Raw genomic sequence first — 22,652 nt, forward strand, 5'->3', positions numbered from 1 at the left:
CCCAATTATAACTCCTATAAATGCTAATGAAAGCTCAAACAATTCTAGCAAGATATGCCCAAGGAGAAAGGGATTTCCGAAAGGTAAATCTCAGGGGTCAGTCATTCCAAGGGAGAGACCTTTCAGGGGCAGATTTTAGTGAAGCTGATATTAGAGGAGCTAACTTTAAGAATACTATTCTAACTGGGACTAAGTTCTGTAAAGCTAAGGCTGGATTACCACAATCGTGGTCAATTGTTATTATATTGGTTTCATCGATGATCGCCTTAATACTATCAGCAATTGTATCATTTTATGGTGGGTGTTATGCAGCATTTATTGTTAACTATGTCCAGGGAGCAAACCTAATCTTCGCCTGGATAGCCTTGGTGGCAATAATTGTTTTATTTGTTGTTATCCTTGGTCAAGGTATTCAAACAGTCCAAGCCTTAGTGGTAGGCTTGGTCTTTGGCTTTGCCGTAGCTGTCGCTGTCGCTGGAGCCTTTGGCTTAGCTTTCCCCTTCGCCCTAGCCTTTGCCTTAGGCTTACCCTTCGCCCTAGCCCTAGCCGTAGCTACAACTGGAGCGGGATCGGGAGTCTTGGATGGTGTCTTAATGGGAGTCTTAGGCTTGTTGGTAGCTGTAGGTGGAGCGGTAGCTGGAGTGTTTGCTGTACAGCAGTCAGCCTTGCCATTTACCAAAACAGGAACCTTGGGCTTCGACCTGGCCTCTGCCATAGGTGGAACCTTGGCCTTCCTCTTGGCGTTACTTGGTTCTTACCTGGGCTGGGGTGCTCTCACCGAAGACCCTAAACATGCCTGGATTCGGAGTACTGCGATCGCATTGGCGGCTACAGGGGGTACTAGTTTTTACAACGCTGACCTAACCGATGCTGACTTTACCGGAGCTACCCTCAAAAGTACAGATTTAAGAAAGGCTAATCTTACTGATACTTGTTTGGATAATACTAGTGAACTTGACTTGGCTAGACGAGATCAAACCTAAGCATTCAGCCGTCAGCCGTCAGTGGTCAGCCGTCGGCGGTTAGCTGATAATAATCTTGACACTACTCCCCACACTTCCCTCTCTTTCCCTATCCCCTTGATATAGCGCTATAGTTTTTTATTTTTTAAGTGTTTTTGCTCAGGATTTTAAGTATTTTCCCTGAGAAATTGTCATGTAATCAATTAGGATTTGTGATACAATACCAATTTATTACATAGAATCAGTTTATAATCAATACTCTCTTCCTCCGGTTTTCCTTCGTCGGGAGTATAATCGCTAAGTCAGGGTTAATGCATCTAAATGAATAAGCAAAAATAATCTAAGGATAAATACTTAGATTATAAATCTAATATCCAGTAGGCGTTTCAACATCAGACTGGTTTACCCTGCTTTAATGACTAATGACTATCACTCAATGAAAGCTAATGAAGTTCTAACCAGATATAAGAATGGAGAAAGGGATTTCCGCAGGGTAAATCTCAGAGGTCAGTCATTTAAGGGGGAAAACCTTTTAGGGGCAGATTTTAGTGAAACTGATATTAGGGGAACAAACTTTAAGAAAGCTAATCTAACTAGAACTAAGTTTTGTAAGGCCAAAGCTGGATTACAAAAACGGTGGGTAACTGTTATTCTGTTGGTTTCATTGATAGTTTCAGGAGTATCAGGAATTGCCTCGCTACTTGCTGGGGGGGTAGTAGGGTTAATCTTTGATAACAACTTAGAAAACCAAGTGTTCGGTTGGATAGCCTTGATTATACTAATAATATTATATAGTGTTATCCTGCGTCAAGGGCTCGGAGCAGGAGTCGCCAGCGCCAGCGCCATTGCCAGCGCCTTCGCCATCGCCAGCGCCTTCCCCAGCGCCTTCGCCTTCATCTTCGCAAGATCCAGCGCCTTCGCCTTCGCCATCACCATAACCTTCGTCTTCGCCATCGCCAGGGTCAGCGCCCTCACATTTGCCATTGCTATCGCCAGCGCTATCGCCAGCGCCTTCGTCTTCCCCAGCGCCTTCCCCAGCGCCATTGCCAGCAACTTCAGCTTAACGGGACCCGTAGACATAGCCTTAGCCTTAGCCATAGCCATAGCCTTAGTATTACTTGGTGCTTACCTGGGCTGGCGTGCTCTAAAAGGAGACCCCCGAGATGCCTGGATTCACACTATCGCTATTGCCTTTGCTGCTACAGGAGGTACCAGTTTTTACAAAGCTGATTTAACTGATGCTGATTTTACGGGAGCTACGCTCAAAAGTACAGATTTAAGAGAGGCTACTCTAACTCGTACTTGTTGGCGAAATACTATTAAACTTGACCGAGCTAGACCAGGTAAAACTATCTTAGCTGATACTGTTGTCAGACAATTATTGGTTAGTGGTAATGGTTATAATACTAATTATAGTAATGCCAATCTTAGAGGGGCTAATTTAAAAGGAGCTAATTTAAATAAGGCTAATCTAAAACTAGCTGATATTAGCGAAGCCGCTTTAGAGGAGGCTAATTTAGAATGGACTAATTTAACTGAAGCTCAAGCAATTGGTACTGATTTTACTCATGCTTATTTTACCGGAGCTTGTTTAGAAGCGTGGAATATTGACTCAACAACTACCTTAACTAACGTTGATTGTCAGTATGTCTTTTTATTAGAGAATCCCAATTCTCAAGGAAGTCGAGAGCGTCATCCCCATGACCCTGACAGAGTTTTCCAACCAGGGGATTTTGAAAAGCTCTATAATAAGATTATGAATACGGTACAGATTCTGCTGCGCAATGGTGTTAATCAAGAAGCATTTCGTCAAGCCTTTCAAAAAATAATGGCGGAAAATCCTGCAATTACTAGTGATTCGATTCAAGCCATTGAGAAGAAAGGCAATGATGTTTTACTTACCTTGGAAGTTCCAGAAGCCACAGATAAAGGTAACTTTGAAAAACATTTTTTAGCAGTTTACGAAGCTAGGTTGGAAGCAGCAAAACAAACTGCTCTGCTAGAGGCGGAAAGAAGTCATAATCAGGATATGAAGGAATTTGTTAGAGCCGCTTTTACCAGCAATCAGTCATCCAATCCTATACTTAATTTTACAAATACAGCTAAAGCCAAGAGTGATATGTCAGATAATTCACGTAATTTTAATATAGATAATCTAGATATAGACCAAAGCCAAGCTAATAATCCTAATAATTTTAATGTTTTCAACGACAATGCTAGACAAGTTAACACGAATAATTTCAGATCAGAGCAAAAACAAAGCTTAGCCGAAGCAGCAGCAGAAATCCAGCAACTCCTCAACCAACTATCCCAGACTAATCCCACTACAACCAACAAAGATAAGATGATAGTTGTAGGTGAAGTTATTGACCAAATTGAGACTAACCCAACCTTAAAAGCTAAGGTAATCAATGCCCTGAAAGCAGGAGGAGTAGAAGCCTTCAAGGAAGCTATAGACCATCCTTTGGTTAACATTTTGATGGCTACAATCGACGGATGGACATAAGTTTAGTCAGCTATCAGCTTTCAGTCTTCAGCTATCAGCTATCAGCTTTCAGTAATCAGCTTTCAGCTTTCAGTTTTCAGCTATCAGCTATCAGCTATCAGTTAAAGGCTGACGGCTGACGGCTGACGGCTGACGGCTGACAGCTATCAGCTATCAGTTTTCAGCTTTCAGCTATCAGCTTTCAGCTTTCAGCTTTCAGTTTTCAGCTAAAGGCTAAAGGCTAAAGGCTGACGGCTGACGGCTGACAGCTATCAGCTTTCAGTTTTCAGCTTTTGAATAAAAGAGGTAAGCATGCGTTTAATATCTGTTACTTCTGCTGCCAGGAATTCATAGTCTTTGGCTTTGAGTAAGTTAAGATTGTAAGCCAGTAACAGATGATATTCAAGTTCACTTGCTGAACCCATAGCAATGTGAAGAAAACGGGCTAGTTCGGCTTTTCCGTTTCTACCACATCCCTCAGCAATATTGGCAGGGATTGAAGCGGAAGAGCGACGGATTTGGCTTGTCAACCCATAAAGTTCTTCCTTCGGAAATACTTGGGTTGCCTTATAAACAGATAACGTCAGGTGATGGGCTTTTTCCCAAACTTTCAATTTTTTAAAATCTCTCAATATTGAATGCTCCTATCAGCTATCAGCTTTCAGGTTTCAGCTATCAGCTTTCAGGTTTCAGCTTTCAGTTTTCAGCTATCAGCTTTCAGCGGTCAGCTATCAGCTTTCAGTTTTCAGTTTTCAGCTTTCAGCTATCAGCTATCAGCTATCAGGTTTCAGCTATCAGGTTTCAGCTATCAGCTATCAGCTATTAGCTATCAGTTTTCAGTTTTTACCTAAAGGCTAAAGGCTGACGGCTGACTACTGACCGCTGACTACTGACTACTGACGGCTGACCGCTGACCACTGACAGCTGATCGCTGACCACTGACTGCTGACCACTGACTGCTGACAGCTGACAGCTGAAATCAGTTTTTTAATAAAAGTAGGTAAGCATTAGTTTAATCTGAGTTACCTTAGCTGACCACTGACCACTGACCGCACCTCAAGTAGCGTGGCCATTCGCGTAGCGTGGCCATAGGCCAAGGCCAAGGCTGAAGGCTGAAGGCTGAAGGCTGAAGGCTGAAGGCTGAAGGCTGAAGGCTGAAGGCTGAAGGCTGACTGCTGATCGCTAAGATAAGAAATAGGAACCAATTTCTAGAATCTTGTTACAACAACCAACAATGAAAGGACTCTGGCTCGAAAACCAGCAACTGCAACTGCGCACTGACCTACCTGTGCCATCACCACCCTCTGATGAAGCCTTAGTGCGGGTATTGCGTGCGGGAATATGCAACACTGATTTGGAACTAATCCGAGGCTATTACCCCTACAAGGGTATATTAGGTCATGAGTTTGTTGGTGTTGTGGAAGATGGACCAGAGAATTTAGTCAACCAGCGGGTGGTGGGAGAAATTAATGCCGCCTGTGGTGAGTGTCGATTTTGTAGAACTGGACAACCCACTCACTGCCAAAACCGTACTGTCTTAGGTATTGTTAACCGTAACGGAGCTTTTGCTGACTATCTGACCTTGCCGGTAAAAAACTTACATCCCTTACCGGATACTATTTCTACTGATGCCGCAACCTTTACCGAGCCTTTGGCTGCAGCTCTGGAAATTCAGGAACAAGTCAGGGTTGCTCCCGATCACCAGGTGTTAGTAGTCGGAGACGGTAAGCTGGGACAACTGGTGGCACAAACCCTAGCCCTAACGGGCTGCAATTTGCTAGTGATTGGCCGTCATCACGAGAAGTTGGCCAATTTAGAAGCCAGAGGAATTAAGGTAGGCTTTGCCGATGCCATCACTAACGGTCCTTTCGATATCTCAGTGGAGTGTACTGGCAACCCCGAAGGCTTTGCCCTTGCCCGGGGAGCGTTGCGCCCACGAGGTACCCTGGTATTAAAAAGTACCTATGCTGGCAACCTAACCTTTGATGCCTCGTCTCTAGTAGTAGACGAAATTACCCTAATCGGTTCCCGTTGCGGTCCCTTTAAACCAGCAATAAATTTACTAGCACAAGATAAAGTAAATGTCAACTACCTAATCCAAAGTCATTACCCAATTGAGGAAGGGTTAACTGCCTTTAACCATGCCCAGCAGCGGGGAGTCTTGAAAATTTTACTGACCATGGATCAGAACTCTTGAAAGATGAGCAATAGGTGATGGGATGTAAGCTATCAGCGGTCAGTGGTCAGCGGTCAGCGGTCAGCGGTCAGCGGTCAGCTATCAGCGTGTCGCGTATCAGCTTAAGGCTTAGGTTTGGGAGAAGCTGAACTAGGCCAATGGCTATAGCAGTCGCCAGGGCAGTTAGGACATGACAAAAGTCTCACACCCTTTGTAAGCGCAAGAGTTTTACTTCTGACTTCTGACTTCTGACTTCTGACTTCTGCTATAAAAGCTCAATGCTTACCATGGGATAGTGAATGCGATCGCACAAGCGCGGAAGCTGAGGCCGTAGGCCACGCTTTGCGAACGCTTCCGGAGCGTAGCGTGGCCTACGGTCAATCGCATTTCCAGGACAAAACCATACGCAACTGTTCCCTGCTCCCTATTCCCTATTCCCGATTCCCTATTCCCTACTCCCTACTCCCGATTCCCGATTCCCGATTCCCGATTCCCGATTCCCGATTCCCGATTCCCGATTCCTTTATTAAACTATGACTTACGAACAACAATCCGAATTCGAGAAATCTCTGAATATCCGTGCTATGACCACCAAACAAATTTGGTCTTATGCTACTGGAATGTTAGCGATTTGTATGATTTTTGCCCCAGGCAGATATAAGTTAGCCATACCGATGATTGTAATCGGAGGAGCAGCAACTAGCACCGCTTTTGTTTGGCACTCTCATAACAAGTCCGATAAAACCCTTCTTCCTAATCAGGTACAACAGATAGAAGAACGCCTCGGTAACATAGAAACTATTGTAGGACGGGATGATTTGGAAGTAAATTTGAAACTTAAACAATTAGAAGAAAAGATATAAGCTGTCAGCCGTCAGCCGTCAGCCGTCAGCTGTCAGCTTAAAATAAACCTATTTGAAAATTTAAGATTGAGAGATTAATGAGAATTTAAAGTCTGGGTGAAAGCCTATCTAAGCATAAGCTGATAGCTGATAGCTTACCAAAAGCTATAGTATTTTCAGTTTAGAATATAGCATTATAATCGAGGATTGGATCAGGCTCGATTATAGTAGATAATTCTAGAGGATTTGGAAAGATATCACCTAATATAATAATGCTCAAAACGAAGACTTATGTAACTGGTACACTATCTACACTACTCCTAGCACTAGTAATTGGATGTAATGGGGCGGATTCCCCAAAGGGCGTATCTCCATCTCCTGATCCAGAGTCTTCCCAGTCCTCAGAACCAGAGAATGCACTAAAGGTGATCCCAAAGCCTGATCAACCGCTAACTGTTGCGGAAACGAATCCTATTCCAGGAAGCCAACAGAGTGTTGACCAATACCTAAAAGGATTATCTGCCAAAGGGATGACTAAGACCAATCAAGGGATATGGATCGAATCAGGAGATACCCTGTTAGCCAATCACCAAGGCACTATTCCTTTACCAGCAGCATCCCTTACCAAAGCAGCAACTACACTAGCTGCTCTTTCTACCTTTGGTCCTGACCACCAATTCATTACCCAATTTAGCGCCACTGGACCGATTGAGAATGGGGTGCTACAGGGGGACCTAGTGGTTCAAGGGTCAGAAGACCCGTTTTTTGTCTGGGAAGAAGCCATAGCAGTGGGCAACCAGTTAAATCAGTTAGGTATCAAGCAAGTAACCGGTAATTTGGTGATTGTGGGTAAGTTTTATATGAATTTTGAGACCTTACCCCTCAAAGCTGGCACTCTGCTCAAGCAAGGCTTGAATGGTAAGAGTTGGCCACCAGCAGCAGAAACTCAGTATCAGACCTTACCCCCAGGTACCCCTAGACCGGAAATTGCGATCGCAGGCTCTGTGCAAGTGGTAGCTTCACCCCCTGACAATCTACAGCCCCTAGTGCGCCAGTATTCCTTTCCCCTGGCGGAACTGCTGAAGAAAATGAATCGCTACAGTAATAATAAAATGGCCGACATGCTAGCCAATACAGCTGGTGGTGCCAAGGTGGTAGCCCGCAAAGCAGCAGAAGCGGCGGGAGTACCCCAATCAGAAATTAGCTTAATCAATGGCTCTGGTTTAGGTGAAGAAAATCGCATGTCTCCTCGGGCTGTCACTGCTGTATTTCTCGCCATTGAGCGCTATCTTAAGCAATACAACATGACCGTTGCTGATGTATTTGCCATCGTAGGACAAGACAAAGGTATTTTAAATGAACGTCCATTGCCTAACTTAGCAGTAGTCAAATCCGGTAGTTTAAATTATGTTAGTACCTTAGCCGGAGCCTTACCAACTCAAACCTATGGCACTGTTTGGTTTGCTGTGATGAATTCAGGAGGAGACTATACCAAATACCGGACTCAACAAGAGGTGCTGCTAAAAGAATTAGTAACTAAATGGGGAGTGGTGCAATCTGTTCCTTCTGACATTAAACCATCACCCCAGAGGATTGGTAAGAGGTCGTTTAGTGAAATTGTTAGGTAGGGAGTAGGTAAGCCGTCAGCGGTCAGCGGTCAGCGGTCAGCGGTCAGCGGTCAGCGGTCAGCCTTCAGCCTTGGCCTTGGCCTATGGCCACGCTACGCGAATGGCCACGCTACGCGAACAGCAGACGTAACAAAGATTCAAGCAATACTTACCTGTTTTATTCAAAAGCTGAACGCGATCGCGTGCGCGAATGCCCATAGACTGATAGCTGATAACTAATAGCTGACCGCTGATAGCTGATTAATTATAGCTGATAACTGAAAGCTGATCACTCAAAGCTGAAGACTGAACGCGATCGCGTGCGCGTAGCGCATAAGCTGAAAGCTGATCACTCAAAGCACCTCAAGTAGCGTGCGCGTAGCGCTTGAGCTGATTACTGACCACTGATAGCTGATAGCTGATAGCTGATAACTGAAAGCTGATAACTGAAAGCTGATAGCTGATAGCTGATAGCTGATAGCTGATAGCTGATCTCCCGATTACCGATTCCCGACTCCCGATTCCCGACTCCCTGCTGTATCCTGGTTTAGTGTTAACAAAACTCTCATTAACTGAGAAATATAGATGGCAAACCCAACCGCAACCCTAGAAACCTCTTTAGGCACAATTACGGTGGAATTGTTCACCGATGTGATGCCAGAGACAGCCGGTAATTTCATTAAACTAGCCAAGTCTGGTTTCTACGATGGTCTTCATTTTCACCGGGTGATTAATGACTTCATGATTCAGTTTGGCTGTCCCTATAGCAAGGATCCCAATAGTCGTCGTGCCGGTACCGGGAATGGTCCTGACGGCTGCATCCAGGATGAACACCCGGACAATGCCAAAATTTCCAATGAGCCAGGTACATTATCTATGGCAAATACCGGTGCTCCCAATAGCGGTAGTTGCCAGTTTTTCATCAATACACGAGACAATTCCTATCTCGATTGGTTTTCTCCAGGTCCCTCGAAGCACCCGGTTTTTGGTAAAGTTACTGAGGGTATGGATGTGGTGAACAATATTCAAACCACCCCTACTGATCGTGGTGATCGCCCTCAAACTCCGGTTCAAATGGTGAAAGTGACGATTAACGAGTAACGTAAGCTATCAGCTATCAGCGGTCAGCTATCAGCTATCAGCAATCAGCGATAATGTATCAGTTATCAGCTATCAGTGATCAGTGGTCAGCATTCAGTGATCAGTGGTCAGCTATCAGCTTAAGCGCTACGCGCACGCTACTTGAGGTGCTATCAGCTATTGGCCGTAGGCGAAGCTAGACCGAACAGCTTGTGAATAAAATAAGCTGACCACTGACCGCTGACGGCTGACCGCTGACCACTGACCACTGAATGCTGACGGCTGACCGCTGACCACTGACCACTGAATGCTTACGTTTTCTGTTTCCCTAAGATATTCTTAATCAAGCAGAGTTGATATAATTTCACAGTATCACTAGAGGAGCAAATGCTTTACTCGTAGCGTCTACTGGGAATGTTCTAACTTAGGAAAGGGAAAACCCATGAACAGATTACCCTGGCTAGCAGCTACTGCAATCACTACAGCTTCCTGCCTTACCTTAGGCGCTATCAATCCAGCAGCAGCGAATACCTTTGGCAACATCGAAGTTAACGAAAACAATTTTATTGCAGTAGCTGCCCCTTTTGGTTACAACCAGTATCAATTACTAATCATCGAGCAGATTGCAAACTGGCAAGCGTGCTGGCGTGAACGTGGCAGTAACCCAGTTATTGTAGATCCTCTGCTGCTCGACTTTGACTTTACAGGAATTTGTGGCCGCAGTACAGACAGCAACGGCTATTCTATCCGCGTCGATAGTCAAGACTTCGGCCTAGACTATATGCTCAGAGTGGTTAAACGCAATGGAGAATTGGTATTAGTAGGGAGTCACCGCATTGACCGCAATGCCCCAGACATTGAGCTTGGCCGCACCAGAGGTTTGGCTAATGGCTTTCTCAAAATCTTTCTCGATCCCGGTTGGCGATTTACCAAACGTGTCTATCAAGGCAAACAACTAGGTCACATCTATCTTACCTATGGTGCGATCGCTAATACTGTAGCGCCACAGTGGACGAGTAGCCCTCAACCCTCACCACCTACTCCCAGCAGGGAATATATTTTTACCAAACCACAAGCCCAACCCAAGACTAGTGGTGAACGTTTTCCTGGCACTAGCCCTGAAATTCCACCACCTGCACCGGCAGAATCGTCAAATGATGGCATACCAGTGTTTGAGGGGTTCTAATTAATAGGAGATACTAAGTTGACTTGGTTTCGCCCCCCTAACCCCCAGGGCTGTTTCTTGGGTCGGACTAGAATTTCACGGGTAGGGAGATAGGGAGATAGGGAGATTTTTGCTAATATAGGGGTTTTTACCGTAACACAACCCTAATGAGATACACAGGATTGTATCTCTGTTCCCTGTTCCCTATTCCCTGTTCCCTTTGAGCAATTTAGGTATCCCAATCTAAATACTGAACAGCTTTCCATCACGCTGAAATCACTTCAAAATCAGAAATCGTCTCAATCCATACCCGTGCTCCACACTTGAGGGGATCATCTGGACGATACATCACCCGACAGGGGCCATTGACCTCCACCGTATGACCGTAAACATTTTTAGTGCCTCGCTTGACCGTAATCACAGGATTCCGGTCCCCCGTCTTGAGATTGTTGCGAATCACCCTCTGGTTAACATGAATCACTGTCTTAGTGTACTCTGTACGCTTTGACCAGTTCCGTTTTGGTCCGCGAGTGCCAGGGGTGACCACCGGCATACCATCAAACAAAGGAATCACCCAAGTTCTACCCACCTTATAAGCGCCTTTAACTCTGCCTTTGCCCAGAAGGTAACGGACGCGAGTGGCAGAAACACCAAGTAATTCAGCGGCTTGTGCGGTGGAAATCATCATAGGGAGTAAACCATTGCTTTTACGATATTATTACTTTAACACACTTGTTCTGAAAAGGCAAGGATATAGTAAAACTATTGCATTAGCATAATTTAAAGTCATAGGGTCAATTGGGATTAGTGAGATTAATGGGATTAGTGATATAAAAGGGTGCTAACAAAAACTATTGCATTACCGCAATTTAAAGGAGTAATAGGTTTAATGGGTTAAATAGGGTAATAAAGAAAAGAGGGTGCTCAAACAAACTATTGCATTGTCACAATCTCAAGCAATGGGGTCAACTGGGATTAGTGGGATTAGTGACGGTAGTGGGGTAAAATAGTTATCTAAGACTATTGGATTGTCGCAATTCAGTGCTAAGTGGCTCAGTGCTGAGGGTGAGAATAGTGCTAATAGCTGACAGCTGATAAGTAGCTGGACAAAAATGAACCTCGTAGCTGTATTAACTTGTGTAAAGTTACTAAAAGTCCATCTGTTCCCTGCTCCCTGCTCCCTGCTCCCTGTTGCCTGTTGCCTAAAACCAAAAAACTTGTACCTCACCTAATTTAAAACCGCTATATTGCGGTTCTCATAGTAATGAGAATTGCTATCAATAAATCAGGTACTGTGTAATCACTTACGTCCGATTACTTAAACTATAAATTATAAATTTAAAACTACCCATGGTTCCAACAATTACTGCAAAAGAGATTACCTTACGTCAATTAAGACACAGATTCCATCTAGAACGAACTGATGATGAAAATTTTTTCAGAGAATGGCAAGACGATTTACCAGAACTGACGGATTTTGAGAAGCAATTGCTAGGGCAAGTTAAAGAAGAGTATCTGTACTTATCCGAGTCTCCGTTATTGGAAGTGATCTTAAAAATGGTGATAATATCGCCATTACTGAGACTAGCAGGATTTTATCGTCATCCCTTTGAAATCACAGCAGAGAAAGAAGTTAAAATCACCTCCGAAGATGAGGGTATGATTGTTACTGGACGTATTGATATTCTGATTTTTAAACCAGAATTCTGGGTTACTGTAATTGAAGCAAAAGGAACAAAATATGCCTTAGCAGCTGGAATTCCTCAAGTCTTAGCGTATATGTTGGCTAATCCTAATCCAGAGCAACCTGTCCTGGGGTTTATCACCAATGGAAATGAGTTTAAATTCCTAAAGATGACAACTCAAAAGCCACCTAAATATGCTCAATCCTATACATTCGCTCTTGAGAACAAAGATGATTTTTACACTGTTATGAGGATCTTAAAACGTATTAACCAAACCATCCAAAATCCGTAGTCAGCTGTCAGCAGTCAGCTGTCAGCAGTCAGCTGTCAGCCGTCAGCTGTCAGCTTATTTTATTCAAAAGCTGTTCGCACCTTCCTCTTTTATTCAAAAGCACCTCAAGTAGCTTGCCCATTAGCTGATAGCACCTCAAGTAGCACCATCTGTAGCGCATTACCTGATAACTGATAGCTATCAACATCTTGACGGGGTTGTCCAGGATAACTGATCTACTCGCGCCCCTCAGCAAAATGTCCAACTTTTCCTGGATGGTTTAGCTTACTGCTCAGAGGATATCTCCCAAGTTTTTTGATACTGAATTTTGCCCCCCTGACCCCCCAACTTTGGGGGGAACAAGAGTCAATTTGCTTCTAAAAGTCCCCCGAGCGAGGGATTGCTCGCTCGGGGGACCAACGGGGGCTTGGATGTAGCAAATGAGACTTCTCAGACAACCTCTCAGAAGCAGTTTCTGTACCATGGGCGTAGCGTATTAGCTGACTGCTTACATTTCCTGGAAAGGACTTTACCTTTTTCGCAAAAAGCATTATTATCGAAACGAGGGAGTTTGAGGGAACTATAAAACCCCGTCGGACATGACGAGTGTTAGCTGACGAACACGATGTCATAGGGCGGGGATACATGGACTCCCTCAAGCCAATTGAGGGGTTAGATGCCCCGATAATTGGCAAATTTCTTAAATATTTACACAACATTATAGCCCATGTAAGCTATAATTTGGCCATGCTAACCATGACCTACGAGTACAAACTAGAACCAACTGCCGAACAGATTGAATCTATCGAGCAAACCCTAGATATTTGTCGTTCTGTCTGGAATTTTGCCCTTAGGCAGCGTAAAGATTGGTGTGCATCTCGTAAGTCACCTATTAATGCTTGTTCGATTCAATCCGAGTACATCATTTCTGCCGACGAACCATTTCCGAATTACCATAAGCAAGCCAAGCAATTAACTCAAGCCAAGAAACTCTATCCTCATCTGAAAACAGTTCACTCTCAAGTACTACAACAAACCCTAAGAACTTTAGATAGAGCTTGGGACGATATGAAAGCCAGAGGTTTTGGTTGGCCTCGCTTTAAGAATAAGTATCGGATGCGGTCGTTTGTCTTTCCACAGTTAGGAAAAGACCCAATTAGAGATGATGGGATTAAGTTCCCAAAACTGGGATGGGTGAAATGGCGACAGTCAAGGCCTATTCCCTTTGGGTTTCAAGTCAAGCAAGCGAGGATAGTTAGAAAAGCATCTGGTTATTTTGTGATGCTGTCACTACAGCTAAATGTCAATGTCTCTAGTCCCATGCCTCACGGTCATCCTAGAGGTTTGGACTTGGGGTTTGACACGGACGGCTTTAATTTCCGAGGCAACCTCGGAAATCGCGTCCTCAAGTTTGTAGCTACCAGTGATGGTGAAGAGATTAAGCGACCTCGATTTCTGATCACCCTACAGCGCAAGCTGAAATTGCTGCAACGTAGGCTAAAGAATAAGCAAAAAGGGTCAAATAATAGATACAAGCTAAACCAGAAAATAGCTAGACTACATCAGCGCATATCTGACACTCGTAAAGATTGGCACTTTAAACTAGCTCATCATTTGTGTGATGGTGCTGGCATGATATTTGTTGTTGGCGAAGCCTGTCCGAAGGCACACACTGGCAAAAAAACTCTAGATATTCGCTTTCACCACTGCGATGAGTGTGGATACAGAACCACAAGAGATGTAGCAGCTAGTCAGGTTCTTAGAAATAGAGGGTTAAATGCCGTCGGGCAGACGGTAGTAGAAAATGTCTGTGGACTGGAAGCGACGGGGAGTATCGGTCACGATACTCTAGTTGGCACGGGTCGAAGCAGAAAACCTAATTCGCGAGAGTTAGGAATCCCCTCCCTCAAAGTGACTGAGCATAGGGAAGTTGCTTAGGGAGGGGAGGATGTCAATGATCAGGTGCGACAGCTGTATACCAACTATGGTATCTTCACCATAGTGGTAATTTAGGTAAGGGTAACTGACGCTATGTAGCTGATACTGTGACTGTTATCAATAACTTATAGGTTATTAACAAGCACGGTTAATTGCCTAGCAACATCTAGCGCAATCCACTAGTGAAAGCAGCAACTAGTTTGGTAAAACTACCTAGGGAGTCTAGTTAACTAATGGGATAAACCTATTAGAAACTAAGAGCAGTGACATGAAGTATCCGGAATATCCATAAAAACCAATAGATTGACAGCCGGGACTTGCATGAAAAAAAATACCAATTAAAGTAGGGTGGGGAACCTAATTTAATCTATAAAACTGAAAACCAACTTTTTTGCCTATCCGACAAGCTAAAACCTGGTATTTTATTTTTTTGCTACTCCCTAATCATTTGGAGTTGAGATAAGCAGCTTTCCCCAAATCAAAAAAGAATGGAAAAATTATATAGTGTACACCCTAAGTACCTCGAAACAGTCAAATTAGTTTGGAAGCGTAAGCGTCGGGGAAGAGATATAGACCTAGCTAATGAATTAGATTTAGACTTGCCCATTGTTAATCTTTTTCTGATCGGAAAGCCCATTAAAGGTCTTTTCTTTGTAGAAATTTGTCAAGCATTGCAGTTAAACTGGCGAGAAATCGCTGGTTTAGATTTACTGGAAACTCCAGTGAAATCCTCAGAGATTGAAGTAGATACTAGTGAAGTAGATACCGTCGATACCAGTGATGGGATTGGCCCTAGGCCAAGCTACGCGAACGCAAAACCAAAGCCTATCGAAGAGGTGAACACCGTTGATGACGCTTTAGGGGAGTTAGTGGACACCCTCAAAGAAATGTTACGTCGCCTGACCCGAAAAGCTGGAAATATACTAAAAGCAGACCGCACCAGTATTTTTTTACTGGATGAGCACAGTAACATCCTCGGTTCCATTGACGCTGATGACGGGAAAGGTGGCTCCCTAGTCATTGATATTCCAGCAGATAAAGGAATTGCTGGTGCAGCTGCTACCTCCTTAAGTATTATTAATGTTCCCTTTGATGTCTATGACGACCCACGCTCTGAAGAAGCGAAAAGAATCGACAAAATTACCGGTTACCGAACCTATACTATGGTAGCTTGGCCCGTGTTGAATCAGCAAAAAAATTTAATTGCTGTGGTACAATTAATTAATAAGTTAAAACCCAATAGTAATCCAAACGATAACTTGTCTGAAAGAATTGATCTAAAGGGGTTTACCAAAAAAGATGAAGAATTGTTGGCTCAATTTACTCCTTCAATTTTGAAAAATTTAGAACGATGTCAGTTATGTTTTCAACTAGCCCGTAAACTTTGGTTAAAGTCAGAAAGTAACTCAGAGATTATCGATCCCTATAATCAAAAAATGATTACTGAACTCCAGGAGAAAGAAAAACAGGTGCGCAAGAGCCTAAAAAAACTAACCAAACTCAACTTATATTAAGTGTTAATTTTTATTGTTAAATTTCAATATTTTATAGTTTAAATTTTAAATGTTAACGTTTTAGGCAAGCTAGGATATATTTTGCCTAATAACTCCAGTACAATCAGATTTAACAAACTTTTCATGTTGACCGGAGTAGAACACAATGCCAGTAGCAGTTGGAACTATTGAGACCCTAGGTTTTCCAGGGGTACTAGCCGCAGCAGACGCCATGGTCAAAGCAGGGGCAGTCACACTGGTATCCTATGATAAATCTGAGAAAGGTCGGTTTATGGTGAGCGTCCGTGGTAAAATTTCAGAGGTAAACGTCGCGGTAGCAGCTGGGCTAGAAGCCGTAGAGAAAACCTATGGTGCGGAGGTGACAGCTCACTATATCATTCCTAACCCTAATGAAAATGTGGACACAGTGCTGCCCATCCACTACACCAGCAAAGTCGAAGAGTTCCGAACATTTTAAACTAATACACTTAATCAGTATTAAGGTAAGCATTCAGCCGTCAGCGGTCAGCCGTCAGCTTTCCATAACTCAGATTAAAATTTTGCTTACTTGTTTGATTCAAAAGTTCCCTAGCGTCCTAATTGCCCATAAGCACATCAAGTGGCACCATCTGTAGCGCATTAGCTGATAGCTGATACGCGACACGCTGATAGCTGATAGCTTACGTATTAAGCCGAATCGGTAGCGAAGATTCGTACAATAGTTCCTGAGTTTCAAATAATTCAACAGATTAAGGAGTTTGGCTATGTCCACAGTGGCGGTTGGATCTCTCGAAACCAAAGGCTTTCCTGGTATACTCGCAGCAGCAGATGCTATGGTTAAAGCCGGTAGGGTTACCTTAGTAGGCTACATCAGAGTTGGTAGCGCCCGCTTCAATATCAATATTCGGGGGGATGTTTCGGAAGTAAAAACAGCTATGGATGCCGGTATTGCAGCCGTCGAAAAAGCCCATGGCGCTACCCTGGAATCCTGGGTGATCATTCCTCGTCCCCATGAAAACGTCGAGTGTGTTCTGCCCATTGCCTATACTGAAGCCGTTGAACAGTACCGAGAAGCTGTGGAAAATCCCATCATCGGGCGGGGGAACGGTTTTTCTCGTTAAGCTTTTTGGTTTTAGCTAAGCCCGCACCAAGCCCAGGTCTGACCCGATAGGAGAGCGGTTGTTGAATGCGGGTTGAAGCTACATTTGTGTTAGAACCGGGTTCGGTTAACTATGTCAATCATCATGCTACTAATCCTGATGGTTGCACTTCCACAGCAAGCACTGGCAAATCAACCCGCACTTTCTGAGCTTGGGGCTGTGCTGCTTGCTCTAATACTTCTACCTCAATATTAACTGCCACTAGATAAGAACCAGTTTGATCTGCCACAGCTTGGGCAATCAAACCAGCAAAGTCTGGCCGTTCTGCGGTAATGGGATCTCTTAACGTACACTGCTCCCATTGGTACTCGGCATTGGGATTGATGCTCAGTATATAGTGCTTCTTCATGGGGAAAAACCTTGATTAGGGGTTTATATCAGATCAGCTGACCGTCAACTCACTCTATTTATTATAGTACAAATATACTATTTTAGTCCTGGTCAGTAATCAATCCTATGGTGGTTTGCTGCCATTGAGTCTGCTGTCTCCTGAAAAAACTAGCCAATTTCCGACATCGAACTGAGTTCCTGATCACCCGTTGATGGTAGAAATCTGTAAACTATCTTAAATCTCAGCCAGTTTAATCAGAATTTTGATAAAGGTTTCCCATCCGGTGGCACTTTCTCCAACACGTTAAACTAATCAAAGCTAAACTAAAAAACGTTAACGAAAACACAAAACCTGATGATTGCAACTGCTACTCGGATTAAACACGAAGTTAAAGACCTGTCTCTGGCACCAAAAGGAAAACAGCGGATTGAATGGGCTGGACGGGAGATGCCAGTGCTCAAGCAAATTCGAGACCGCTTTGCCCAAGAAAAGCCTTTGGAAGGAATTCGTTTAGTTGCTTGCTGTCACGTAACCACCGAAACTGCCCATTTAGCGATCGCACTCAAGGCTGCTGGTGCTGATGCTGTCCTGATTGCCAGCAACCCTCTGTCAACCCAAGATGATGCAGCGGCTAGCTTAGTGGTTGATCATGAGATTTCTGTATTTGCCATCAAAGGGGAAGATAACGAAACCTATCACCGCCACGTTGAAATTGCCCTGGATCACAAACCAAACATTATAATCGATGATGGTAGCGATGTTACCGCCACTCTGGTAAAAGAGCGCCAACACCAGCTCGGTGATATCATTGGCACCACCGAAGAAACCACCACTGGCATTGTCCGTCTGCGGGCTATGTTCAATGACGGGGTGTTGACATTCCCGGCAATGAATGTTAATGATGCTGACACCAAACACTTCTTTGACAATCGCTACGGTACTGGTCAATCTACCCTTGATGGTATTATCCGCGCCACCAACGTGTTGCTAGCTGGTAAAAACGTGGTTGTGGTCGGTTATGGCTGGTGTGGCAAAGGCGCAGCACTTCGAGCCCGGGGACTGGGAGCCAATGTCATTGTTACTGAAATTGACCCCACTAAAGCCATTGAAGCTGTAATGGATGGCTTCCGGGTAATGCCGATGGCAGAAGCTGCTCCCTTAGGTGACTTGTTTATCACAGTTACTGGGAACAAGCACGTGATTCGCCCTGAGCATTTCGAGGTGATGAAAGATGGAGCAATGGTGTGCAACTCTGGTCACTTCGATATTGAAATTGACCTCAAGTCCTTAGGGGAAATGGCAACAGAAGTCAAAGAAGTACGGAACTTTACCCAAGAGTACTGTTTGAAAAATGGTAAATCCGTTGTGGTACTGGGTGAAGGACGCCTGATTAACCTGGCAGCAGCTGAAGGTCATCCCAGTGCGGTGATGGACATGAGCTTTGCTAACCAAGCTTTGGCCTGTGAATACCTAGTCAAGAACAAAGGATCCATTGAACCAGGTTTACACTCCATCCCTGAAGCAGTGGATAAGGAAATTGCCCGGTTGAAGTTACAAGCAATGGGCATTAACATTGACACCCTAACCCCAGAGCAAATCGAGTACATGAACTCTTGGACTTCTGGTACCTAAAACGAGGGTAATCCGTTGACGATACCGGTTCAATAATCCTAATCTCCCTTCTCGGGTAATGGGTTATGGGTAACAGGTAATTGGTCATCGGTCATGGGTAATTGGTAGTTGACTATTCCCGACTATCGATTACCCTGACCCAAGAATTCAGTAACTATTTGGGAAGTGATTAAGCCGACTTGAGATTATTGCTCCCTTTGCATAAAATAGCCAAATAATACCAATACCTTTGATGGTAACTTGGGATTAAATATATAGATACCTAAGATCGATATCTGAGTTGGATATAAAGTAATTACTCAGAATTAGCAATTAGGCGGTAAAATAAGGTGTGGGATTAGCTGCAACCCTTTTAAAAACAGGACTTGGCAGAAACTGGGGAGCCAACTATACCTATAAAACTATACCTATAGGGTGGAGTGACTGCGTCAGTCCTGAAGAAGAATAGAAAGTAGGCAAATACCACTTGTGAAAGCCAATTATCGATGATTTTTCGAGATTATGGATGATTTTTCTAAATGGGTTAACTATCTAGGTTATAGCTAAAGGCAAATTATAAAATTATATGGACTCTTGCATAAATCTTTAAAAAGAGGATGATAAATACTATAGCCCGATCGCAAAAATTGACTTTTGCAAGAGGCCTATTCAATGAGTAGGGTGATTGATCATGACTTGGCAACAATCTCCAACCTATCTGGCAGTGCTGACTACTATGCTCTCGGCTGCACTGGTAACTGACTTCACCGCAGCCCAGTTACTGGCACAGTCATACCCACACCATGAAGTTGGTGCACAATTCCCACGACCACCAGAGCGAGGGTCACCGTCTAGAACCCTTGGGGCTGGGACACATATGATTAAATTTCCACCACAAGTACCAGAACGAGGAAAACCGAGAAGAACAGCAGGAGGAGGGTCTCGTAGCTATTCTTGTACTGACAACGGTGATATCCCTTTAACTGCTATCGTGCCAACCAATAATCTGGTCAAAACGGTGGCGGCTAATCCTACACTGTTCTGGTATGTTCCCAAAACTACAGCTACTGTTGCAGAATTTGTGTTAATTGATGACCAGGATCAAGAGGTGTACCTGACCACATTGACCCTGGATAACAGGAAAGACGGTATTGTGCAACTGAGCATACCGAAAACCGTACCTCTGACCATGGGTAAGGAATACAAGTGGTTTTTCGTACTAGTTTGCGATCCTCAAGAGCGTAGCCGAGATCATTGGGTTCAAGGAATACTCCAGCGTACTGAACTTAGTCCGCAATTAGCGCTTAATCTAGATCAGGAGCAAAATACCTTAGAACAAGCCAAACTATATGCTGATGCTCTGATTTGGCAAGAAACTGTGACTACTGTCGCCCAGTTACGGGATTCCCAGCCCCAAGCATGGGTAGATCTGATCAAATCAGTGGGGTTAGAAGCGATCGCTAACAAACCATTTGTCAATTGCTGCACAGCTAGCAATTAATCTTAATTGACACTCCCCCTCCGATAAGAACGGGGATTCTTACTTGGCCGTAGGCCACGCGATCGCGTTCAACGAGCTGTATTGCCTGTTCAGGTCTGAACCAGAAAAGGTAGAGGACAATTCTCTATAAGCGTATTGGATAGCGCGGATCCAGGTTTCGGTGTGCCCCACCGTACCTAAATTATTGAAAACATAGATAGATAGATAGATTTTTTATCTGATTTTTTCATAGACGATCAAGTCGTTAGACTCAATTATGCAACATGCTTATCTCAAAACATGTTTTTTACATTGTCTACTTATTTTTAGATAATATCTACCTAGATTGTTATTAATCTATTATTATAGACATTTATCATAACATGCTCTCGGAAAAGTGTCAATACAAGAAGGTTGTATTATAAAGCCGTCCTTAAAGGACGGGGCTTTAAACCCATTTTTTTGGGTAATGTCAGGGTAAGTGCTAGAAAGATTAGTATATATTAGTATATTAACTTTTATAACTAATCACTACTGAATGGCTAAACTCTCTGTAGAACTACAGCGCTATTTTTTTGAGGAAGAGCGAGAGCCTCAGGTAAGGCTGGCAGATATTTTAACCCTAGCGGGGGAACGTATCTTTGGGTTTCTATTCGTTATCCTATCTCTACCTTCAGCTTTGCCAGTTCCAGCACCGGGTTATTCGATTCCCTTTGCAATTGTGATCTTCTTGTTGGCTATTCAGCTCATCGTTGGTGCCAAACGCCCCTGGCTACCTAAGAAGATGATGAATGGGAAAATGAAATTGGAAACCGTGCAGGGTTTTCTGAAAATAGGACTCCCTTGGTTGCGGCGGATTGAGGCAGTTACCCGTCCTCGCCTAAGCTATATTTGTACAAGTTTGCCTGGTCGGATATTTATGGGGAGTGCGATCGCATTAATGTCAATTTCGATGATGATTCCGATTCCAGGGACAAATACCATTCCAGCTGCGGGAATTTTTATAACTGGTTTTGGCTTAACTGAAGATGATGGCGCAATTAGCCTAGCGGGTTTAGTCCTGTGCCTGATCGGAGCAAGCCTCTCCATCTCAATTATGTTTGCCCTATGGTTTGGTGGCACAAGTCTAGTTGACCAGATTAAGATTTGGTTGGGTCGTTAAACTGATGTGCATCCAGTCCGCGTCGAAGATTTTGTTTGGGTTATAGTAATCACTAATTGGTAACAAACTTCGCTGCAGTTGTCGGTAACTTCGGACAAGGGAACTTCGGCTCAGGCCAAAATAATTGACCCAAACAGTATAATAAAACTACTAAGGCTGCTAGGTCTAATCGATAATCGGTAATAAGTAATCGGTAATAAGTAATCGGTAATGGCTAATCACAATTACCATCTAAACTCGAAGGGGACTCCCGTTATAGCCCAAAGACAAGCGCGGGATACGGGGGGTATAAAGTGCTCCCGCAGGTGACCCACACAGCCCCTTGGGAATTGGGGACTGAAAATGTTGCGTCTCCTTGAAAGTTTTTGCTATAATAGATGTATTATTGTGCTCGTTCCCTTAGCGTCTCCTAGGTCGAAAAGAGCTATGATGACTTGGGCTTTTTATCAGTTCTCTCAAATCCTAGAACACTTGTGTAATCGCTATGGTTCCAAGTTAGTGAGAGTAACAGAGGAATACACCTCTTATACCTGCACAAAATGTTGCACCTGCGTCTAAAAAGTAAAAAGGGATAATATTATATAATAGTATCATCCCTTTTTCCTATTCCATTTAGTTTTTTTGCCAAGTTAATAATTATTAACATAGTGCCATTCTACCTAACTACCTAACTTAGTAGGTATCAAACTAGGTATTAAACCAGAGGACATCTATGGCTCAGTTGGGTTTGGGGAATCCCTACGCTTTTCAGTGCGCTGCTTCTGAGGACCTAAGGGAGTGGAGTTGGTTAAGTTGTCTTCAAGAACCATACGCTGTTCCATCTGACGGAGAAAATAACCAGTCATCATGGCTGAAGCCAGCAATCCAGCTAAATTTTCCCGATCAGTGGTGATTTGAACATTAAAGTTTTCTGATGGCAGCATCCCTACTAGCCCTTGAACGTTCTGAGAGATGATTTGTTGGATTTCAGGGCTAGCAGACTTAGCAATCCTTGCTAAAACATCAGAAGGTTGATTCTGGAGGTATTGCAGCAGTTGGTTCGGTTGAGGCTCTGGTCCTGGGGAACTTAGAAAATCGGGGTTGAATACCATTAGGAATTTTAGGTTTGACCTGCTTCATCTCGACTTTTCTATACTCTAAACGATTGTGAGATAACCTGAATCAGCTTTCGGGGATAAATCTCAGTTTTTTGGGTATAAATTCT

22 protein-coding genes are annotated in these 22,652 nt (G+C 43.8%); 17 read left to right on the forward strand and 5 right to left on the reverse strand.

Features of this window, described 5'->3' with window-relative positions:
- Positions 1-26 precede the first annotated feature (26 nt).
- Entirely contained in the window at positions 27-983 is a 957-nt protein-coding gene (locus tag LYNGBM3L_RS08410; RefSeq protein WP_048815188.1) for a pentapeptide repeat-containing protein, read from the forward strand.
- A gap of 415 nt (positions 984-1,398) precedes the next feature.
- Positions 1,399-3,468: a pentapeptide repeat-containing protein gene (locus tag LYNGBM3L_RS34755; protein WP_044492490.1), complete on the forward strand. Its 2,070-nt coding sequence runs from the start codon at positions 1,399-1,401 to the stop codon at positions 3,466-3,468.
- A 251-nt stretch (positions 3,469-3,719) separates the two neighbouring features.
- On the opposite strand, the gene LYNGBM3L_RS08425 is transcribed toward LYNGBM3L_RS34755, so the two are convergent.
- On the reverse strand, positions 3,720-4,079 hold the full coding sequence (locus tag LYNGBM3L_RS08425; RefSeq protein ID WP_008181366.1) for a four helix bundle protein: 360 nt from the start codon (positions 4,077-4,079) through the stop codon (positions 3,720-3,722).
- A 390-nt stretch (positions 4,080-4,469) separates the two neighbouring features.
- Positions 4,470-4,652, reverse strand: a complete 183-nt coding sequence (locus LYNGBM3L_RS40100) for a hypothetical protein (protein ID WP_131827011.1) — start codon at positions 4,650-4,652, stop codon at positions 4,470-4,472.
- Between the two features lie 29 nt (positions 4,653-4,681).
- Between LYNGBM3L_RS40100 and LYNGBM3L_RS08435 the strand changes: the two genes are divergently transcribed.
- The 6 genes from LYNGBM3L_RS08435 (at position 4,682) to LYNGBM3L_RS08455 (ending at position 10,338) form a co-directional block, all read left to right on the forward strand.
- Positions 4,682-5,644 (forward strand): MDR/zinc-dependent alcohol dehydrogenase-like family protein, encoded by a 963-nt coding sequence (locus LYNGBM3L_RS08435; protein WP_008181369.1) that lies wholly within the window; start codon positions 4,682-4,684, stop codon positions 5,642-5,644.
- A gap of 345 nt (positions 5,645-5,989) precedes the next feature.
- Entirely contained in the window at positions 5,990-6,160 is a 171-nt protein-coding gene (locus tag LYNGBM3L_RS43050) for a hypothetical protein (RefSeq protein WP_154659712.1), read from the forward strand.
- Entirely contained in the window at positions 6,157-6,486 is a 330-nt protein-coding gene (locus LYNGBM3L_RS08440; protein WP_008181371.1) for a hypothetical protein, read from the forward strand. Before LYNGBM3L_RS43050 ends, LYNGBM3L_RS08440 begins: the two co-directional genes overlap by 4 nt.
- Positions 6,487-6,737: 251 nt before the next feature.
- On the forward strand, positions 6,738-8,093 hold the full coding sequence (locus tag LYNGBM3L_RS08445) for a D-alanyl-D-alanine carboxypeptidase (protein ID WP_008181373.1): 1,356 nt from the start codon (positions 6,738-6,740) through the stop codon (positions 8,091-8,093).
- A 564-nt stretch (positions 8,094-8,657) separates the two neighbouring features.
- Positions 8,658-9,173 (forward strand): peptidylprolyl isomerase, encoded by a 516-nt coding sequence (locus LYNGBM3L_RS08450; RefSeq protein WP_008181375.1) that lies wholly within the window; start codon positions 8,658-8,660, stop codon positions 9,171-9,173.
- 421 nt (positions 9,174-9,594) lie between these two features.
- Positions 9,595-10,338: a DUF3747 domain-containing protein gene (locus LYNGBM3L_RS08455; RefSeq protein ID WP_008181377.1), complete on the forward strand. Its 744-nt coding sequence runs from the start codon at positions 9,595-9,597 to the stop codon at positions 10,336-10,338.
- Between the two features lie 244 nt (positions 10,339-10,582).
- Here the strand turns inward: LYNGBM3L_RS08455 and LYNGBM3L_RS08460 are convergent, their stop codons facing one another.
- The gene (locus tag LYNGBM3L_RS08460; protein WP_008181378.1) at positions 10,583-11,005 is read right to left on the reverse strand and encodes a helix-turn-helix domain-containing protein; all 423 of its coding nucleotides are present in this window, start codon (positions 11,003-11,005) and stop codon (positions 10,583-10,585) included.
- Between the two features lie 662 nt (positions 11,006-11,667).
- Here LYNGBM3L_RS08460 and LYNGBM3L_RS08465 point away from each other — a divergent pair.
- The 5 genes from LYNGBM3L_RS08465 (at position 11,668) to LYNGBM3L_RS08485 (ending at position 16,825) form a co-directional block, all read left to right on the forward strand.
- Complete coding sequence (locus LYNGBM3L_RS08465; RefSeq protein WP_008181380.1) at positions 11,668-12,294, forward strand: type I restriction endonuclease; 627 nt, start codon at positions 11,668-11,670, stop codon at positions 12,292-12,294.
- A 726-nt stretch (positions 12,295-13,020) separates the two neighbouring features.
- Entirely contained in the window at positions 13,021-14,211 is a 1,191-nt protein-coding gene (locus LYNGBM3L_RS08470; RefSeq protein ID WP_044492492.1) for an RNA-guided endonuclease InsQ/TnpB family protein, read from the forward strand.
- A gap of 488 nt (positions 14,212-14,699) precedes the next feature.
- On the forward strand, positions 14,700-15,725 hold the full coding sequence (locus LYNGBM3L_RS08475; protein ID WP_008181382.1) for a GAF domain-containing protein: 1,026 nt from the start codon (positions 14,700-14,702) through the stop codon (positions 15,723-15,725).
- 145 nt (positions 15,726-15,870) lie between these two features.
- Complete coding sequence (locus LYNGBM3L_RS08480) at positions 15,871-16,182, forward strand: carbon dioxide-concentrating mechanism protein CcmK (protein ID WP_008181383.1); 312 nt, start codon at positions 15,871-15,873, stop codon at positions 16,180-16,182.
- Between the two features lie 286 nt (positions 16,183-16,468).
- Positions 16,469-16,825 carry a carbon dioxide-concentrating mechanism protein CcmK gene (locus LYNGBM3L_RS08485; protein ID WP_008181384.1) on the forward strand — a complete coding sequence of 119 codons (357 nt, stop codon included), beginning with the start codon at positions 16,469-16,471 and terminating at the stop codon, positions 16,823-16,825.
- A gap of 121 nt (positions 16,826-16,946) precedes the next feature.
- On the opposite strand, the gene LYNGBM3L_RS08490 is transcribed toward LYNGBM3L_RS08485, so the two are convergent.
- Complete coding sequence (locus LYNGBM3L_RS08490) at positions 16,947-17,213, reverse strand: hypothetical protein (protein ID WP_008181385.1); 267 nt, start codon at positions 17,211-17,213, stop codon at positions 16,947-16,949.
- Between the two features lie 336 nt (positions 17,214-17,549).
- On the opposite strand from LYNGBM3L_RS08490, the gene ahcY reads away from it, so the two are divergent.
- From ahcY to LYNGBM3L_RS50185, 4 genes are all read left to right on the forward strand, one after another.
- Positions 17,550-18,827, forward strand: a complete 1,278-nt coding sequence (ahcY, locus tag LYNGBM3L_RS08495) for an adenosylhomocysteinase (RefSeq protein ID WP_008181386.1) — start codon at positions 17,550-17,552, stop codon at positions 18,825-18,827.
- Positions 18,828-19,497: 670 nt separating this feature from the next.
- Positions 19,498-20,307, forward strand: a complete 810-nt coding sequence (locus LYNGBM3L_RS08500; protein ID WP_008181387.1) for a DUF928 domain-containing protein — start codon at positions 19,498-19,500, stop codon at positions 20,305-20,307.
- A gap of 517 nt (positions 20,308-20,824) precedes the next feature.
- Positions 20,825-21,448, forward strand: a complete 624-nt coding sequence (locus LYNGBM3L_RS08505; protein ID WP_008181389.1) for an exopolysaccharide biosynthesis protein — start codon at positions 20,825-20,827, stop codon at positions 21,446-21,448.
- A gap of 429 nt (positions 21,449-21,877) precedes the next feature.
- The gene (locus LYNGBM3L_RS50185) at positions 21,878-22,006 is read left to right on the forward strand and encodes a zinc ribbon domain-containing protein (protein WP_438941758.1); all 129 of its coding nucleotides are present in this window, start codon (positions 21,878-21,880) and stop codon (positions 22,004-22,006) included.
- Between the two features lie 152 nt (positions 22,007-22,158).
- Here LYNGBM3L_RS50185 and LYNGBM3L_RS08510 read toward each other — a convergent pair whose 3' ends face one another.
- Positions 22,159-22,539 carry a DUF760 domain-containing protein gene (locus tag LYNGBM3L_RS08510; protein ID WP_008181391.1) on the reverse strand — a complete coding sequence of 127 codons (381 nt, stop codon included), beginning with the start codon at positions 22,537-22,539 and terminating at the stop codon, positions 22,159-22,161.
- Positions 22,540-22,652: the final 113 nt, after the last annotated feature.

It is taken from the genome of Moorena producens 3L (assembly GCF_000211815.1).
GTDB classification, from domain to species: domain Bacteria; phylum Cyanobacteriota; class Cyanobacteriia; order Cyanobacteriales; family Coleofasciculaceae; genus Moorena; species Moorena producens.